This is a genomic window from Mycobacterium sp. DL (genome assembly GCF_039729195.1).
Lineage (GTDB): Bacteria > Actinomycetota > Actinomycetes > Mycobacteriales > Mycobacteriaceae > Mycobacterium > Mycobacterium hippocampi_A.
In genome coordinates, this window is the sequence record NZ_CP155796.1 from 6,132,948 (window position 1) to 6,149,259 (window position 16,312).

Consider the following 16,312-nt stretch of genomic DNA (forward strand, 5'->3'; position numbering starts at 1 on the left):
TCAGCCTCTGTCTTCGTCGGTTCGCGTTTCAACGGTGTGGATCACCACTTCGGAACGAAGGGTGCGGTGCACCGGGCACCGGTCGGCGATGGCGAGCAATGCAGCCCGCTGTTCGGCGTCGAGGGGCCCGATCAGGGTGATATCGCGTTCGATCCGGTCCACCATCCCCGTGGCGGTCTCGCACTCGGCACAGTCGTCGGCGTGGATTCGGCAGCGGCGTGACTCGACGACGACACGTTCGAGCGGAAACTGCTTGCGATCGGCGTACATCCGCACCGTCATCGATGTACACGCTCCGAGCGCGGCAAGGAGCAGGTCATACGGGTTGGGGCCCGTGTCATCACCCACAGGGTGGGGTTCGTCTGCGGACAGTCGATGACTGCCTGCACTGATCTGCTGAGTGAGTCTGCCTGTGCCGCTTTCAGCGACCCGTACGACACCGTCGGCGGTGTCGGCGGTGTCAGCGATCTGGACCATGCTGGTGGGGGCATCCGCGTACCTGCTCGACCAGGCGGCGAGGACATTCGCCGCGTACTCGGCGTCAGCCCGGTTGCTGAGTAGGTGGTCGGCACCGTCGAGGCTGATGAACGACTTCGGATGTCGCGCGGTGTCGAAGATGGTTCGCGCGTTGTCGACCGACACCACCTCGTCGACTGGGGAGTGCAGGACGAGCAGGGCGGCATCGAGCGCGGAGATCCGTTCGCGCTGTGGTTGAGACGCGATGTCGTCGAGGAACTGCCGACTCACCCGAAATGGCCGGCCTCCCAGCGACACCGTGGCCTCCTCACCCCGTTCGACGGCGGGCAGGGCGCCGCCCAACAGTCCGAGCACGTGGGCGGGGTCGGCTGGTGCACCTATGGTGGCGACCGCGCGCACCTCGGGTATCAACGGGGCAGCGGCCAGGACTGCCGCTCCTCCCAGTGAATGTCCGATCAGAATGGACGGTGCAGAGTACTGACTGCGGAGATGGTCTGCAGCGTTCACCATGTCCTCGATGTTGGAGCTGAAGCTCGTCGAGGCGAAGTCACCGTCGGACTCCCCCAACCCTGTGAAGTCGAAGCGCAGCACCGCGATTCCCTGCTTGGCAAGCGCGCGCGAGATCCGCCCTGCGGCAACATTGTCCTTGCCGCAGGTGAAGCAGTGGGCGAACAGCGCGAAGGCCCTGGGGGTTCCGGTCGGCAGTTCCAGCTTGCCCGCCAACTCGCCGCCACTCCCGCGGAAGACCGTTCTGGTCTGGGTGCTCATGCAGTCACACCGTAGCCTGCGCTGACGCGGGAGCTGCGCGTTTGCAGCGACATTGGCTTCCTCTGGTCGAAAGGTCAAAATGCTTCCGATACATGAGTGCCGTCGGTACAGCGTGGCGTTACACGTCGGCATCAGACCTCCGGACGAAGACGTGGCCGCACTGTACCGGCAGGGGCTAGCCTGACCGGATGCCATCGACGCCTCTCCCCGTGGTGCTGGCCACGCTCGCCCTGCGACGCAGGCTCAAGCAGCTCGCAGACAAGCTGGTGCCGCCTCAGATCGCGATGCTGGACCTCGGCGAGGGTGTCGGCAGTGTTCAGATCGCCGCAGCCATTGCCGAACTCGGGATTGCCGATGTGCTCGCCAGTGGACCGATGTCGCGGCGCAGATTGCCGCCCGGATCGAGTGTGATGAAGAGACCACACACCGTCTGCTCCGGGGTGCCGTCGCGTGCGACCTGTGCGCGATGGACCACCGGACCGGTGCGGTGAAGCTGACCCGCATGGGGGCGGTGTTGCGCAGCGACCATCCTGCGTCGCTGCGGGCCTGGATGCGCTACAAGGGGATGCGGTCGACCGTCGACGCCTGGGGTGGCCTGGCCGCCAGCGTGCGCAGCGGCCGGAGCGCGTTCGAGCTCGTGCACGGCATGTCGGTGTGGGAGTGGTTCGCCGCGCACCCGGACGAGCAGCGCGTCTTCGCGTCGACGATGCGCCAGGCCACCGAGATCAGTGCCCGCGCCATTGCGCGGGCCTACCCGTGGCCAGACGGCGCGGTCGTGTGCGACGTGGCCGGCGGGATCGGCACGCTGCTGTCGGTGATCGTGGCCGAGTCTCAAGCGAACCTGCGTGGGGTTCTGGTCGACAGTGCGGGAATGATCGCCGAAGCCGAGAAATTCCTCGCCGACCGCGATGTCGCCGAGCGCATCGATCGTGTCGAGGGCGATATCTTCCGCACTATCAACGCGACCGCCGACGTGTACGTGCTCAAGGATGTGCTGCACGACTGGGATGACGAACGCTGCGCGAAGATCCTCGCCGCGGTGGCGGCGAGCATGCCCAGTGGCAGCAGGCTGGTGGTGGTCGAGTATCTCCAGCCGCGGAATCGCCCGAATCCGTTCTCCCCGCTTCTGGATCTACATACGTTGACCCAACGCGACGGTGGACGTCTGCGCTCGTTGGCCGAACTGTCGACACTGCTCACCGGCGCCGGTTTGCGGCCTACCGGCCGCACGTTCTCGGTCGTGCCGCACGACCTCGTCGAAGCCGAGAAGGTCTGAGCGAGGTACGCGAAGACGCTCTCAGCCGAACGGTGCGCCTGCCGAGAATGCCAAGCGGGCGAAGCGCCGGCCGATGATCTGGTGCGTCGCGGCGTCAGGATGCAGGTTGTCGGGCAGTGGGTGTTCAGCGGAATCGTCGGGGCCGTAGAGATCGCGTCCATCGAGGTAGTACAGGTCCGGGTCGTCGATCGACCGTGCGGCCATGATCTCGGCGAGCTGCTCGCGGATCACCGATAGTGTCAGTCTTCCGCGCGTCGAGTCTGCGGGGTTACCGGTGGCGATGAACCGGATGTGCCCGGCGGCCAGGGCTTCGACGTCGAAAGCACCTGGCCCTGGCGTGTTTTCATGAATGGGGCAGTACAGCGGACCCACGACGAGCAACGGGCTGTCGGGGTGCCCGTCGCGGACCGTGTCCAAGAACCCATGCACCGCAGGCCCGAAAGCCCGCACCCGCATCACGTCGCCATTGACGAGATTGATGCCGACCTTGATGCTGAGGACGTCAGCGGGTGTGTCGCGCATCGTGCGGGCGACGAACGGGTCGAGCATCGCACTGCCCGCCAATCCGAGGTTGACCAGCTCCACGCCACCGAGCGCGGCGGCCGACGCGGGCCACGTCGTGCTGGGGCTCGCTGCGTTGGAGCCCTGGCTGATGGAGCTGCCGTAGTGCAGCCACACCCGCCGCCCGGAAAGTGGTGTCCTGGTGATTGCGTCGTCGGTACGCAGGGCGACGATCTCGGTGCGCTCGTAGTGCGGCAGCCAGATCTCGACGTCCTTGTCCTGCGCGCTCAGTCCCGTAAACCGCACGGTGCCAACGGATCCGCGCTGCCTCTCGGTGTGTCCCGTGGCGGGGTCGACTCGCACCACGTCGCCACCGGTCGTCCTCACCTGTTGCGTGAGGCTCCCGTCGACGAGCAGGTCGACCGTGCCGTCGGGGCGCTCGGGCACCCCCACCAGAATCGTCCGCGTTCGCAGCAGATCGAGTTCGACCGCGGTGGCGCGAGTGCGGAACACCAATCGCACGCCGGAGGGCTGCGCCTCCACGGCCGCGAGCTGGGCATCATCGCACTGTGCGCGGGCCCGAGCCGGGAGCCGATGGGGCAGCCACCCTCGGTCGGTCGCTTCCAGCTCAGCCAAACCACGAAGCAGATCGGCGGCAATGGGGTGGCTCCTCATCGCACGGTCACCCGAGGAATGAGAATTCATGGCTTCCTTCCGAATCGTTCCTGGCAACGGAACCGCGACCGTGCGGCAGAGACGCGACACCCGTGCCTGCACCGTAGCTACGGGAGCGAAGGGAAACTAAGCCTGGTCCGACGTTGGACTTGCGTAGTCCCAGGACAATGTTCTCACCGGTGTCACACGGATATAGGCGGTGCCCGGCCTGGGTGCCGTAGGCCGTTCGGACTCTGGCACGCCCCGCGCCCGGGCACCTTCTCTCGCGAGCTGAAGCGCTTCGCTTGGTTCGCGAACAATGCGGGCGTGACCTTGGAACATCACTCCCCGGATATCTGCCTTGCTCGAGCCGTCTTCGAGCAAGATACTCACGTTTGGATTGCTCTCGACGTTCGCAACTTTGCGTGTCCGGTCTCGCACACCCATGATGATGTCGCGGCCAAGGCGGAAGTATCCCAGGGGTACCGAGTGCGGAAATCCGTCCTTGTCGATGGTGCTCAGTATCGCCCAGGCCGGGCGGCTATCAAGATAAGCATCAACCTCTTCGTCACTGAATCTCCTTGGCATGAAAAGAGGTTAACAAGAGCGCCATCGGCGCTTGCGTGGCGAATTGGCAACATCCAATTTGGTCATATGAGCATTCGCTGCGAGCCGGCTCACGATCGAGGAGCTCTGGGTTGAACACGACCCTACGCACCGCCCGCGAGCACGACTATCTTGCCGTCGGTGTTTCCCACGATCACTCCAGCGGGTGATTGCCTGGCTGGCGGGGTCGAGCATCTCAACCCACGCGGATTCCCTCGCCGGCGAGGAACGCGCGGGCACGACCCCGTTGGCGGTCGGCGGAGAAGGCATGCCACTGTTCGGCGAGACCCTCCTCGTGGACGATGTCACGGAACCGATGGAACGCGCCTTTGCCCTCGATCGCCCGCTCCAGCCGCTCCCGCAGCGTCGAATCATGTTGCCGCTCGCCGAAGGCCGCCATGTCACGCCAGCCGTCCCGCGAGCCGGCGCAATCGAACCGGAGCCAACGGTTGGGATCGGCCTCCACATCGACGGCGACGTCCTCCCCCACCATCATCGGGTCAGCACTGCTTTCATCGAGCACGCTCCCGGTGCCCAGGTCGAGGTAGCCCCCGGTTGACATGGCCAGATCGCCCTCCAGTACAGCACCGAGCATCTCGAGGTCGACCGGCACCACCCGTCCTGCGAGCGGCTCGCCGCGCAGACACGCGAGGAGGTCCTCGGCCAGGATGTCGTCACCTGTGGCGGCGCGCCAAGTCAGCCGGTTGATGACCGACAGCGTCACCGGCTCAGCCTTGTCCCGTCGCTGTTCGAGTGCCATCGGAAGACCGTCGCCTACCTGTTGCAACACGTCGTCGATATCGTGTCCTATCACCCCGGCGAGAAAGCGGCCTGCATCTCCTGTCGCCATAGCTGCACGCAGCTCGGACAGGTCGACCGAGGCCGCCTGCTTCAATGCGGGCCACGCTTGCAGCAGCATCGGGTGCGGCTGGGTTGGTCTGCTCGGAACTCGGCTCTGCCCGTCGTCTTCTGACCAGCGGCGCCCGTACTGGTCCGGGATGCTGCCCCATCCCCAGTAAGGCAGGGGCTTCCTGGGCGTGATTCCCAACACGTCCACCGGGTCGACCTTGTCGGCGCCGACCACACAGCGGTGGATCCAGTCGTCGCCCAGGTCGAAAGTGAACTGGAATTCTGCTTCGGGCCCCACCACCCGAGCAACCTTGGCCGTCTCGATGTCCATTGACTCCGTGATGGGCCCACCGATCGACCCAGCCATCTCCGCCCCAGTCTCCGCGTCGGTGACCACTCGTCCATCTGCGAGGTTGAACATCGACAAGTGAGACCTGTCCCACCTGGCGAAGGCGTCGTTGATTGCATTCGCGAGATCCATGAACGTGTGCGACGGTCCGACTGCGAAAACGCGGCCAGGCCAAGGCCACAAGTCCTCACCGCGCCCGCCGAGCAACTCCACCGTTATCGACAACCACGTTCGTGCCATCCCCCGAGGATCGCATGCGGGCCGCCGAACATCAGGTGCCTTCGCGTGTCCAGCCGAGCGTTGTCGAGCGGATCGCAGCGCTTGCGGCGAGTAGCTGGAGCACGGTGGTCGCAGGACAACTCGCGGTTGGCTGCTCGACAGAGGCGATATCGGCAGATATCATCGCGGCATGAGCAACGTGCTGATCCGCGACCTACCAGATGATGTGCTCGCCGAAATCGACGCGCGAGCTGCTGAGCTGGGCTTGTCGCGCGTTGAGTACATTCGCCGACGCCTCGCCCAGGATGCGCGCGCCTCGCGGGTTCCGGTCACTCGCGACGACCTGCATCGCTTTGCAGCGTCCGTCGCCGGCCTTGCCGACGATGACCTGATGCGCCAAGCCTGGCAATGACCGAGCCAAAGTGGCTGATCGACAAGTCGGCCCTCGCCCGCCTGGCACACAGCAGCGATCCCGACCTCTGGAGCAACCGCATCGAGCGCGGACTAGTGCACATCAGCAACGTGACACGGCTGGAAATCGGCTATTCGAACCAATCCGGTGACGCCGCTCGACGTGAGTTTCGTAGATCGCCCTTGGCGGCAATGCCAGTGGAGTACCTGACGCCAAAGATTGAGGACCGCGCGCTGGAAGTCCAGATGCTGTTAGCCGATCGGGGCCAGCACCGCGGCCCCTCGATCCCCGACCTCATTATCGCGGCCACCGCCGAACTTTCCGGTTTAACCGTCCTGCATGTCGACAAAGATTTCGACACCATCACCGCGATAACCGGACAGCCCACCACGCGACTGGCTTACACCGGTCCAGGGAGCTGATCTCCGGGCGTCTTCGGCACCACGCCGGGGCGGTATCGGACTCTAGCTGCTCGTCAGTCTGTGGCTGCGTCGGCGGCAGAGCCCTAACTGCAGCTACGCGGGTGCGCCAAAGGATCGGCGCCTTCGGCGTCCACCTCCCAATCGTCGGCACCAACCAACAATCTGAGGTACAAATTCAAGGCAGTAGGAGCTGCCGGTGGAGGCACCATGGATTCCGGTACGGCCGAAATAGTCGGCCACGCGGGCGATTTGTAAGTCACGGAGATCGCCTTTGGTTCTCGCTTTGTGATGCGTTGTCTACAAAATGTGATTCGACAACATCGGTACGGATGGGGCGTCCGAGGATCATGTGCGAGATCGCGGGCGGACGAAACGGCGGCGACGAGCACGAGACCGCCCGCGTAACGCTGCCATCGCTGCACGACACGGACGGCTGTGCGCCTTGCAAAGAAGACATCCCAGCGGCTTGGCCAGTCGAACACGCCGGCGGTTCTGGCCATCGCCTTCCTTCCGGTCGTCCTGCTGCTCACTGGTCCGGTACGCCGTGGACTGGCGGCCCCGCAGAGCCGCATCGTGTCCGACCGTCCCGATACAACCCGAGATGCACCCCGCAGGTGGCCACGGTTGCCGTTCATTCTCGGCTCCGCTCTGCCGGCCTCACTGCCCATCGTCACGATCGCGGGGTTGGTGTCGTAATTGGACATCAGTGCCGATCATGACCGGGTCGTGTTCGATCGCTTGGTCCGGGCAGAGGCCCCGACGCACGCCCCGAAGTTATTCGACACCGCCTGTGTGCTGGGCGGCAGTGTCGCCGGACTGCTGGCGGCACGGGTGCTCGCCGATCACGCCGGCACAGTGGTGATCATCGAACGCGACGCCGTCGATGCCGAAGGATCTCCTCGTACGGGGGTTCCGCAAGATCGGCAGGGTCACGTCCTGCTGCCGGGGGGTCGCACGCAGATCGAACGCTGGCTGCCAGGCTTCACCGGCGAATCGCACGACGAGGGTGCCGTTCTCGTCGAGGTCGAACGTCAGGCGGTATACCTCGGCGGTCGACCCAGGCTGCCGAACCGCGAATTGCCCATCCTGTCGGCCACGCGGCCATTCATCGAGGCTGGAATCCGCAGCCGGGTCCTCGCGCTGCCGAACGTATCGGCGCTGTCCGCCCGGGTGACCGGGCTTGAGTTCCGGGACGGTGCGGTAGCCGCCGTACGGTGCGCGGACCATGCCGAGCGGGTGGTGGCCGCCGACTTCGTGGTCGACGCCATGGGCCGCTCCAGCAAGGCGTCGGAGTGGGTTGAACGGGCGGGCTTCCAACGCCCCCCACTGCACCGGCTGCGCAGCGACATCAACTATGCGACAGCTTTGTTCGACCGTTCAGAGGACGTCGCAGAACTGCCCATGAGCACACTCGCGCTATACCCCGGCCCCGATGCGCCCGATGGGATAGCCCTCGGCGCAGCTCTCGCCGCCGAGAACGACCAGTGGATGGTGATGCTGACGGCATATGAACCCGTTCGACCTCCCGCATCGCCCGAAGAGTTTCGTGCGACGTGTACCAAGCTGCCGCCCGTCTTCACCCACGCGACGCGAGGTCGGCTCACCCGCGAGGTGCAGACCTACCGGCAAGCCGACAGCCGTCGCCGCGACTTCACCGCACTGCAGCATTTCCCGGCCCGTCTGGTCAGTGTCGGAGATGCCGTGGCCTCCTTCAACCCCATTCATGGTCAGGGCATGTCCTCGGCGGCGCTGCATGCGAACTGTCTGTCCGAATACCTCACCACCGGTCCACAGTTGGGTAGGGCCGCGACGGAGTTCTTCGATCTGCAGGCGATCGTGACCGACGCCGCGTGGACCCTCTCGACCGGCCCTGACGCCGCCCGACTGGATGCGTTGCAGGGAAACGAGGTGCCCGAGGACGTCGCTCAACACAGGTGGGCCATGAACCAAGTACTGCAAGCCGCGCTGAGCGACCAGTCGATCGCCGACGCGTTCAACGCCGTGTCCTTCATGTCGGCTCATCCATCGATCCTCGCGGAACCGACGCTGATCGAACGGGCGATCAAGGCGAACAAGGCGGACTCGTCCCGCTAGATGAAACTGCCCGGCCGGTCGACCTGCTCGTCCTCGCGAGATGCTCGGAGGCGCTTCCCACCGGACTGTGATGAAAAGCGCTGCGTGTGTAGGGAATCCGGCCGATCTGGTGGCGGCGGAGTCGTCGACATCCGGGGTGAACAGCAGAGCGACGTGGGGAGCGCCGAAGAACGTGAGGTTACGCCGGGCGGCGTCCCTGCCCAGGTTGCTCAGGACTCCTCGATGATGTCGCGGCGGTAGCGCTGCGCGGCAAGGGCGTAACAGCCGATCGCTACCAGCTGCATCGTCGGAACCAAGATCAGCAGTGCGCGGCCCAGTGCCTGCGGGCCCAGCTCTGCGGTCAGTGCGTCGCTGATCACACCGGTCAGGAACGGACCGACCGCGCCCAGCGTCGCGTTGAAGAACAAGAAGACGGCCGACGCGGTCGCGCGCTGCACGGGAAGCACCAGGCGCTGGATCGCCGCGATGGACGGCGCGAGATATGCGGTACCGATGACATAGGCCAGTGCCAGCAGCCATACGCACAACGTGCGGCTCTCGACGACGAAGGCCAACGCAGAAGCGGGCAGCAGGGCGGTGATCAGAATGACCACGATCCACAACAACCAGCGCGGGTCACGGGTGGCCAGCCGGTCCGCGATGCGCCCGACGATCAGCAGCCCGAGAATTCCGAGCAAGCCGGTGGCCAGGCCGTACTGGATTCCGACCTCGCCGAGCGACATACCTCGGCTGCGCATCAGGAACGCAGGCGCGAACGTGGTCAGTGAGTAGCCCGCCGCCGACACCAGCGCGGTGCCGGCCACCATGGCCAGGAAGCTGGGTTTGCGCAGCAGATCCCACCAACGCAGCGCGGCGGAGGGCTCGCGCGGCGGCGGGGTGGGCAGGCTCTGGCGGCTGCCGACAACCCACAACACCAAAGGTGCCAGCAGCACGCTGATCCCGCCCATCACCACGAATGCCGCGCGCCAGCCCAGGCTCTCGGCGAGTAGACCGCCGCCGAGCAGGCTGGCGGCACTTGCCAGCGGGATGGACATGGTGATGACCGCCAGCGGTGCCGACCTCTTCTCCGGGACGAAGTTGCGCGCCACATAGGCGTGCGCTGCGGGTGTGCTGCCTGCCTCACCGACCGCAACGCCGACGCGGGTCAGCGCGAGCTGTAGGCCGGACTGGACCGCGCCACCCAGCATGGTCATCGCTCCCCACAGTGTCAGGCAGCCGGCGATGACCGCGCCGAATATGCCACGGTCGGCGATTCGCGCGATCACGATGCCCAGCACGGCATACACGATGAGGAACCCAAACCCGTTGATGACACCGATTGCGGTGTCGGACAACGCCAGTTCCTGCTTGATGGGCTCAGCCAGCACGCCCGGCAGAAAGCGGTCGACGTAGTTGAGGGTGCCGACGAGAGCCAGCACCCCCACGGCGGCCCACGCGCGAGTGGGCCCGTGAGTGGCCAGGGGTTCGAGCGCAGCGCTAGCCCGCGGTGTCGACATCGGTCTCCTCTGTGATTCGATGCCGAACAGCTTTACAGCACAGCCGCGAGCTTTGTCGGCGGATCTGGTGACGCGGTATAACTCGCACTGATCACACGTCTCCCAGAATTCGTGGACGATCCATGCACTGCGGCGTCAGGAGGCAGTGGGCACCAGTGGCAGCACGTCTCTCGCGAGGCGCTCGTAAATGGCGCGAGGATCAGGGCCTCCAGCGATGAGGACGACGCGATCGGCGCCGGCTTCGGCCCAATCGCCGATAGCGCGGGCACAGTCGGCAGGGGTGCCTGCGGCGGCCATCGACTGCAGCGTTGCATCGGTGAGGGTGTTCCCGCCATCGCTCAATCCGGCGATCTCAGTCATTCGTGGGTAGATACCCAAGTCCAGTATGGGGAGCATCTTGCTCCGAGTCTGCGCGAGTGCCTCACTGGCGTCGTCAGAGACGTTGAGCATGGCGAAAACGACTACAGCGCCCTCAGAATTCATCGTCGCCCTCGCCCATCGCACCGCCGCGGGCGTACAGACCTCGGGCAGCACAACGCCGTCACTACTCCGCCCAGCCGCCCGAAGTCCCTGCGGTCCGGTGGTACCGATCAGGATTGGCGGAATCGTCGCAGGCGGGAAGCCGAGACCGACGTCATCAAGTCTGACGTGGCGGCCCTTGGTGGTCACTCGTTCACCCGCGAGTAACGCGCGCAGGGCGACGACGGTCTCCTCGAGTGCCGCCTGAGGCGTCTTCGATCGGGCTCCGACCCTTTCCATCCATGCCGGGACGCCATGCCCGATCGCCAAGGTCAGGCGATTGGGCGCAAGCCGCGCTAGGGCAGCGACTTCCATTGCGAGCGTGGAGACGTTCCTGGAGACGGCCGGCACAAGACCAAGTCCCACACGAAGTCGTCGCGTGTGAGCCAAAGCAGTCGCTGCCATGACCAGTCCTGCGGACCACCCGAGATCTTCGCTGAACCACAGTTCCTCGAAGCCGTGTTCTTCAACCCACCGGGCGAATTCGGGAAGTTCCTCGGCCGGCCAGTCTGGCTCGAACCGCACGGCGATGCGGCAGCCGTTGCCTGTCGTGGTCATCTGCTTATCCGCTCCTTCACTCCCGCATCAGCAAGGGAGTCGATCCTCATGTCTCGCGACGATGCTGAGTTCCGCGCTCGGTTCACATTCCTGGTTTCCGCATTGGTGGGAGTAATACACCCCTAGTCCATCCGCGTGCCAGCTAACCGCCAGCGATACGAGCGCTCCTGCACCGCCGTGACACCCGAGCGGTGCCATTGACAGCTTCGTGGACTGGCCTCTGCTGACGACCCTGCAGGCGGGCGGTGCTGAACTGTCAAGCCCGAGCGGCCGCGTCGAATTCACAGAACATCCTGGTGAAGTACCCTGGCTGCTCCTCAGCCACCCAGTGGCCGCAGTCCGGGACAAGCTGATCTGTCACCGAATCAGCGACCTCTTCACACATCGCCCGGAAGTTGCTGGCGAGAGGCCCGGAAGCCCCTCCCGAAGCCAAAACCGGGATGGTGAGCTTGCCGCGCTTTTGCAGCGCGGCGCGATTGTCGTCGGCATCGCGGTCGAGTTCCCGGTAGACCTCGCACAATGCGCGCATCGCCCCGGGGGCTTCGAACGCGCGGGCGTAAACGTCAAGGTCATCATTGGAGATCGCATCCGGTTGGTAGGTCAATTCGTCGAAGAATCGGTTGATGTACCAACGTTCACGTCCGTGCGTGAGGTACACCGCGATGTCCGTGTTGGCATGAAAGGAGAACTGCCACGCTGACTTCTGAGCCACACGCCATTCGTAGTAGGCAGTTCCCGGCAGCGGAGCTTCCATGAAGGTGGCGCTCACGACGTCATCGCGGTACCGCAGCGCGAAACTCAGAGCCAGTGTCGACCCGAGATCATGGCCGACAAGCGAGATGGGCTCCGCCACGCTGAGGGTCTCGCGTACCAGACTGTGAATATCACCGGCCATGGTCCACTTGTCGTATCCGTCACGAGGTTTATCGGAGGCGCCGGCGCCACGATAGTCGGGCATGATCACCCGATAGCCGGCGGCGGCTAGCGGCATCATGACCTTGCGCCACTCGTATCGCGTTTGGGGGGCGCCGTGGAGAAGCACGACGGTCTTGGTGGGTTCAGGTGGCGTGACAACGGTATAGCCGATGCGAACCGACTCGTCCGCAACCCAGGCCCGACCGTGGTGCACATCGACATCGTGCGCTGTGGTCATGGCGTGCTGCCGTCACCGGCACGCACGACGATCATCTTGGTCATCGAGCCGCTCCTGTCACCAGTGTCCTATTGTGCTGCAGCGGTGAGCGTCTCGACCTCGCCGGAGGACAACGTCACTTCAGCCGCGGCGAGGTTCTCCTCCAGGTGCGCCACTTTAGAGGTACCGGGGATGGGCAGCATGACCGGCGAGACCTGCAGGAGCCACGCGATCGCCACCTGGGCGGGCGTGTTCCCATGCTGGCGGGCAATTTCGGCGAGCGCGTCGTGCGCCTTGTCGAGTCCGCCCTGGGCGACGGGAGCCCATGGGATGAAGCCGATGCCGTCACGATGGCACACGTCCAGGACTGCCTGGGCGCTGCGGTCGATGACGTTGTATCTGCTTTGCACCGTAGCGATGTCGGCGATCGTACGTGCTTCGGCGAGCTGTTCGGGAGTGATCTGCGAGAGCCCGATGGACACGATCTTGCCCTCGTCCTGCAGCGCCTTGAGCTCACCCACCTGATCAGCGAGCGGCACCTTTTCATCGATGCGGTGCAACTGGAAAAGATCGATCTGGTCGAGCTTGAGCCGACGCAGACTCATCAGAGCCTGCTGGCGCAGGTATTCCGGGCGCCCGACCGGCGGCCACGCCGCCGGTCCGAGACGCTTGGGACCGTCCTCGGTGTCGACGACGTCGGGACCGTTGCGCGTCAGACCCGCCTTGGTGGCGATGACGACGTCGTCGCGATAGGGATGGAGCGCCTCGCTGATGATCTGCTCGGCAACGAAGGGACCGTAAGAGTCGGCGGTGTCGATGAATTGGACGCCCAATTCGACGGCGCGGCGCACCACGGCGATGCACTCGTCGCGATCGGTGGGCTCACCCCAGATCCCCCGTCCCGTGAGTCGCATCGACCCGAATCCGAGCCGTGCCACGGTCTTGCCGGCAATTTCGATCGTGCTTGCGTCCGCGATCGTCGAAGTCATGAGTTGTTCTCCTTGACGGTGTGTTGGTTGGTCAGTTGGGGGACAGCCAATCTCGCGGTGTCATTGACACGACCGGCTTCGATGGACGCTCGAGTCGCCGTGGTGGTCCAGGACGGGGCGGAGCTGAGGGTTGTCCTTGCGGTCGTCATACGTTGTGACCGCCGTCGACGTTCAGGTTCGCACCGGTAACGTAGCTCGATTCGGGGCCCGCCAGGAAGCTCACCACGGCGGCCACTTCACTGGTCTGTCCGTAACGCCCGAGCGCCGTCACACCCTTCAAGGCCGCGGCGAAATCGCCTCCGTCCGGATTCATGTCGGTGTTGATCGGACCCGGCTGGACGTTGTTCACGGTGATGCCGCGCGGGCCCAGATCGCGGGCCAGCCCACGGTTGAAGGACGACACAGCCCCCTTGGTCATCGCGTACACCGACAGGCCGGGAACCGGAACCCTATCGGCGTTGATGCTGCCGATGTTGATGATGCGCCCACCGTCGCCCAAATGTTTGAGCGCGCTGTGAATAGTCCAGAACGGGCCACCGATGTTGATTGCCACCAGCCGGTCATACTGCTCCTGGCTGAATTCATCGACCGGCGCCTTATGAATGACGGCGGCGTTGTTCACCACAATGTCCAAGCCGCCGAGCTCAGCGGCGGCGGTGTCGACGGCGGCCGCAGTCTGAGTCGGGTCGGCGGCGTCAGCCTGGATCGCCACCGCCTTGCCGCCGTTCGCGGTGAGTTGGGCGACAAGCTCGTCAGCCTCGACCTTCGACGCCGAATAGGTGAACGCCACCGCGGCGCCGTCGGCGGTCAATCGCTGCACGAACCCCGCGCCGATGCCCCGTGATCCCCCGGTAACCAGTGCGCGTCGTCCGGTCAGTGTGCTCAATGTCTGCGCCTCCTCCTAATTACGAACCGATATGTTACTTAGTACACTGAGGTCAAAGCCGGTCGCCAAGGGGTTTACTCCCGATGTGACCGGAATCACACGAGAAGGGAGGTGCGACGTGGCAGTCGGGCGGCCGCGGGAATTCGACGCCGACCAAGTCGAAGACGCGGCGATGAAACTGTTCTGGAAGCACGGTTTCGACGGGGTCTCGATCTCCGACGTGACGGCCGTGACCGGAGTCAACCGCCGCAGCATTTACGACGAGTTCGGATCCAAGGAGAAGCTGTTCATGCGGGCTGCGGAGCGCTACCTCGCGGGGCCGAGCGGTTACGTGAGTGATGCGCTGACCCGGCCGTCGGCCCGTGAGGTCGCCGAGGCCATGGTGCACGGTGCCGCCGATCTCGTCAGCGGCACCATCCTCGGATGCCTGACTACCGTCGGCGAAGCCCCGGGTCTGGCCGAATTACGGGAAGCGATTGTGCGCCGACTCGCCGAACGATTCGACGCTGCGGTCGCCGAGGGCGAACTCTCCGGTGTCGACACTCTGGTGTTGGCACGCTGGATTGTTGCCGTAGGCCAGGGCATTTCGGTTCAAGCCCGCAGTGGGGCCAGTCGCGCCGAACTACACGCCGTTGCAAACGTAGCGTTGGCGGGGTGGCCGCAGCCGCTGACCGCCTCCGGCGATCCGACATAGCCCGCCAGTGTGTGGATCCCACCTGGTTGCCTGATCACTGGCACAACGCTTTTTAGGCGGCGCTGATCTTCGAAGAAATCACGGCGATGTCGTAGCTGGAGCGCAGTGGGCTGGTAGCTCGAGCGCAACGGCCTAACTTCTCAGACCTCGGCAGGAACTCGCGGGCCCTCGAAGTTCGGCTCCCATCCCAGCGCCGGCGCCACGTAGCGGGCGAAGGTTTCGAGGATGTGGAGGTTCAGGTCCACCCCGAGCTGGCTGGGGATCGTGAGCATCAGGGTGTCAGCCGACTGGACCGCGGCATCGGCCTTCAGTTGCTCGACGAGGGCGTCGGGTTCGGCGGCATAGGTCTTGCCGAAGGTCGAGCGGAATCCGTCGATGATGCCGACCTCGTCTACCGAATCGTCTCCCCGAGGGCCGAAGTAGTGCCGGTCCAGATCTGTCACCAGCGGGAAGATGCTGCGGCTCACCGATACTCGCGGAGTTCGTGGGTGTCCTGCGGCCGCCCATGCCGCACGGAACTGGTCGATCTGCTCAGCCTGAAGGTCTGCGAAGGCATCCCCGGTGGCCTCGGTCAGCAGCGTCGAACTCATCAGATTGACACCTGCGGTGCCCGCCCATCTCGCGGTCTCCCGCGATGCGGCACCCCACCAGATGCGCTCGGCCAGCCCTGCCGAGTGCGGCTCGATGCGCAGCTTTCCAACCCGCCCAAACTGTCGGGGATCGGCGTCGACGACACCCTCACCGCGGACGGCACGCTGGAACAGGTCGAACTTGTCCCGGGCGATGTCGGCGCCACGCGGATCCGTGGAGCCGGTGTAACCGAAGGCCTCCCACCCCCGTAACGCCGGCTCGGGCGACCCTCGGCTCACTCCGAGTGCCACCCGCCCTCCGGAAAGCAGGTCGAGAGCAGCCGCCTCCTCAGCGAGGTGCAGTGGATTCTCATATCGCATGTCGATGACACCGGTGCCGACCTCGATCCGCTGGGTGCGGGCGGCGATCGCAGCAAGCAGCGGCATGGGTGCAGCGGACTGCCGGGCGAAGTGGTGAACGCGGAAGTATGCGCCGTTGACGCCTATCTCGTCGGCACCTGTCGCGATGTCGACTGCATCGCGCAGCATGTCCGCGGCGTCGGGCCCGCCGGACCCGCCGGCAGACGCATAGTGCCCGAAGCTCAGAAATCCGAAAGCCTTCACAGCATCGCAAACCTCATTCGTCGTTGAGGTATTCCGAACATCATCATGTCGGCCGGCTCGCCGCTTATCGATACGAAACCTGGAGCGCCTCATCCACAAGGAAGGACGCCACGTCCCCGCGACGCGCGCCACCCGGCACCGCCCTCGCGGTCGGCGATCTTGAGCCGACGGTGCCCGTGACGAGGCCGTCAATGCACGAAAGTGGAGGTTGATGCGAC

At 65.1% G+C, this 16,312-nt stretch carries 15 protein-coding genes; 6 read left to right on the top strand and 9 right to left on the bottom strand.

Features of this window, described 5'->3' with window-relative positions; all coding sequences use genetic code 11:
* Window positions 1–1,245 (bottom strand): bifunctional alpha/beta hydrolase/OsmC family protein, encoded by a 1,245-nt coding sequence (locus tag ABDC78_RS29200; protein WP_178357696.1) that lies wholly within the window; start codon window positions 1,243–1,245, stop codon window positions 1–3.
* A gap of 188 nt (window positions 1,246–1,433) precedes the next feature.
* Between ABDC78_RS29200 and ABDC78_RS29205 the strand changes: the two genes are divergently transcribed.
* Window positions 1,434–1,736 carry a hypothetical protein gene (locus ABDC78_RS29205; RefSeq protein ID WP_178357697.1) on the top strand — a complete coding sequence of 101 codons (303 nt, stop codon included), beginning with the start codon at window positions 1,434–1,436 and terminating at the stop codon, window positions 1,734–1,736.
* Window positions 1,712–2,521, top strand: coding sequence for a methyltransferase (locus ABDC78_RS29210; RefSeq protein ID WP_178357698.1), 810 nt, complete (start codon window positions 1,712–1,714; stop codon window positions 2,519–2,521). Before ABDC78_RS29205 ends, ABDC78_RS29210 begins: the two co-directional genes overlap by 25 nt.
* A 21-nt stretch (window positions 2,522–2,542) precedes the next feature.
* On the opposite strand, the gene ABDC78_RS29215 is transcribed toward ABDC78_RS29210, so the two are convergent.
* Together ABDC78_RS29215 and ABDC78_RS29220 are read right to left on the bottom strand one after the other, a co-directional pair.
* Window positions 2,543–3,697 carry an SGNH/GDSL hydrolase family protein gene (locus tag ABDC78_RS29215; protein WP_178357699.1) on the bottom strand — a complete coding sequence of 385 codons (1,155 nt, stop codon included), beginning with the start codon at window positions 3,695–3,697 and terminating at the stop codon, window positions 2,543–2,545.
* A 781-nt stretch (window positions 3,698–4,478) separates the two neighbouring features.
* A complete protein-coding gene (locus tag ABDC78_RS29220) occupies window positions 4,479–5,462 on the bottom strand; it encodes a UPF0158 family protein (protein ID WP_256735908.1) in 984 nt (327 codons plus the stop codon).
* A gap of 427 nt (window positions 5,463–5,889) precedes the next feature.
* On the opposite strand from ABDC78_RS29220, the gene ABDC78_RS29225 reads away from it, so the two are divergent.
* The 3 genes from ABDC78_RS29225 (at window position 5,890) to ABDC78_RS29235 (ending at window position 8,627) form a co-directional block, all read left to right on the top strand.
* Entirely contained in the window at window positions 5,890–6,111 is a 222-nt protein-coding gene (locus ABDC78_RS29225) for an antitoxin (RefSeq protein ID WP_178357702.1), read from the top strand.
* Entirely contained in the window at window positions 6,108–6,533 is a 426-nt protein-coding gene (locus ABDC78_RS29230; RefSeq protein WP_178357703.1) for a PIN domain nuclease, read from the top strand. Before ABDC78_RS29225 ends, ABDC78_RS29230 begins: the two co-directional genes overlap by 4 nt.
* 726 nt (window positions 6,534–7,259) lie before the next feature.
* Window positions 7,260–8,627 (top strand): FAD-dependent monooxygenase, encoded by a 1,368-nt coding sequence (locus ABDC78_RS29235; protein ID WP_178357704.1) that lies wholly within the window; start codon window positions 7,260–7,262, stop codon window positions 8,625–8,627.
* Between the two features lie 209 nt (window positions 8,628–8,836).
* Here the strand turns inward: ABDC78_RS29235 and ABDC78_RS29240 are convergent, their stop codons facing one another.
* The 5 genes from ABDC78_RS29240 to ABDC78_RS29260 all read right to left on the bottom strand — a co-directional run bounded on the left by ABDC78_RS29240 (window position 8,837) and on the right by ABDC78_RS29260 (window position 14,207).
* The gene (locus tag ABDC78_RS29240; protein WP_178357705.1) at window positions 8,837–10,123 is read right to left on the bottom strand and encodes an MFS transporter; all 1,287 of its coding nucleotides are present in this window, start codon (window positions 10,121–10,123) and stop codon (window positions 8,837–8,839) included.
* A gap of 135 nt (window positions 10,124–10,258) precedes the next feature.
* Window positions 10,259–11,200 carry an LLM class flavin-dependent oxidoreductase gene (locus tag ABDC78_RS29245; RefSeq protein ID WP_178357706.1) on the bottom strand — a complete coding sequence of 314 codons (942 nt, stop codon included), beginning with the start codon at window positions 11,198–11,200 and terminating at the stop codon, window positions 10,259–10,261.
* A gap of 256 nt (window positions 11,201–11,456) precedes the next feature.
* Entirely contained in the window at window positions 11,457–12,353 is an 897-nt protein-coding gene (locus tag ABDC78_RS29250; RefSeq protein WP_178357707.1) for an alpha/beta hydrolase, read from the bottom strand.
* Between the two features lie 68 nt (window positions 12,354–12,421).
* Window positions 12,422–13,321 (bottom strand): aldo/keto reductase, encoded by a 900-nt coding sequence (locus ABDC78_RS29255; protein WP_178357708.1) that lies wholly within the window; start codon window positions 13,319–13,321, stop codon window positions 12,422–12,424.
* 145 nt (window positions 13,322–13,466) lie between these two features.
* On the bottom strand, window positions 13,467–14,207 hold the full coding sequence (locus tag ABDC78_RS29260; RefSeq protein ID WP_178357709.1) for an SDR family oxidoreductase: 741 nt from the start codon (window positions 14,205–14,207) through the stop codon (window positions 13,467–13,469).
* A gap of 118 nt (window positions 14,208–14,325) precedes the next feature.
* Between ABDC78_RS29260 and ABDC78_RS29265 the strand changes: the two genes are divergently transcribed.
* On the top strand, window positions 14,326–14,901 hold the full coding sequence (locus ABDC78_RS29265) for a TetR/AcrR family transcriptional regulator (protein WP_178357710.1): 576 nt from the start codon (window positions 14,326–14,328) through the stop codon (window positions 14,899–14,901).
* A 140-nt stretch (window positions 14,902–15,041) separates the two neighbouring features.
* On the opposite strand, the gene ABDC78_RS29270 is transcribed toward ABDC78_RS29265, so the two are convergent.
* Complete coding sequence (locus tag ABDC78_RS29270) at window positions 15,042–16,094, bottom strand: LLM class flavin-dependent oxidoreductase (protein WP_178357711.1); 1,053 nt, start codon at window positions 16,092–16,094, stop codon at window positions 15,042–15,044.
* Window positions 16,095–16,312 lie beyond the last annotated feature (218 nt).

What these genes read in the sequence shown, in the direction of transcription:
- ABDC78_RS29200 (WP_178357696.1), bottom strand. Translation starts at nt 1,245, where the DNA reads ATGAGCACCCAGACCAGAACGGTCTTCCGCGGGAGTGGCGGCGAGTTG.
- ABDC78_RS29205 (WP_178357697.1), top strand. Translation starts at nt 1,434, where the DNA reads ATGCCATCGACGCCTCTCCCCGTGGTGCTGGCCACGCTCGCCCTGCGA.
- ABDC78_RS29210 (WP_178357698.1), top strand. Translation starts at nt 1,712, where the DNA reads ATGGACCACCGGACCGGTGCGGTGAAGCTGACCCGCATGGGGGCGGTG.
- ABDC78_RS29215 (WP_178357699.1), bottom strand. Translation starts at nt 3,697, where the DNA reads ATGAGGAGCCACCCCATTGCCGCCGATCTGCTTCGTGGTTTGGCTGAG.
- ABDC78_RS29220 (WP_256735908.1), bottom strand. Translation starts at nt 5,462, where the DNA reads ATGGACATCGAGACGGCCAAGGTTGCTCGGGTGGTGGGGCCCGAAGCA.
- ABDC78_RS29225 (WP_178357702.1), top strand. Translation starts at nt 5,890, where the DNA reads ATGAGCAACGTGCTGATCCGCGACCTACCAGATGATGTGCTCGCCGAA.
- ABDC78_RS29230 (WP_178357703.1), top strand. Translation starts at nt 6,108, where the DNA reads ATGACCGAGCCAAAGTGGCTGATCGACAAGTCGGCCCTCGCCCGCCTG.
- ABDC78_RS29240 (WP_178357705.1), bottom strand. Translation starts at nt 10,123, where the DNA reads ATGTCGACACCGCGGGCTAGCGCTGCGCTCGAACCCCTGGCCACTCAC.
- ABDC78_RS29245 (WP_178357706.1), bottom strand. Translation starts at nt 11,200, where the DNA reads ATGACCACGACAGGCAACGGCTGCCGCATCGCCGTGCGGTTCGAGCCA.
- ABDC78_RS29250 (WP_178357707.1), bottom strand. Translation starts at nt 12,353, where the DNA reads ATGACCACAGCGCACGATGTCGATGTGCACCACGGTCGGGCCTGGGTT.
- ABDC78_RS29255 (WP_178357708.1), bottom strand. Translation starts at nt 13,321, where the DNA reads ATGACTTCGACGATCGCGGACGCAAGCACGATCGAAATTGCCGGCAAG.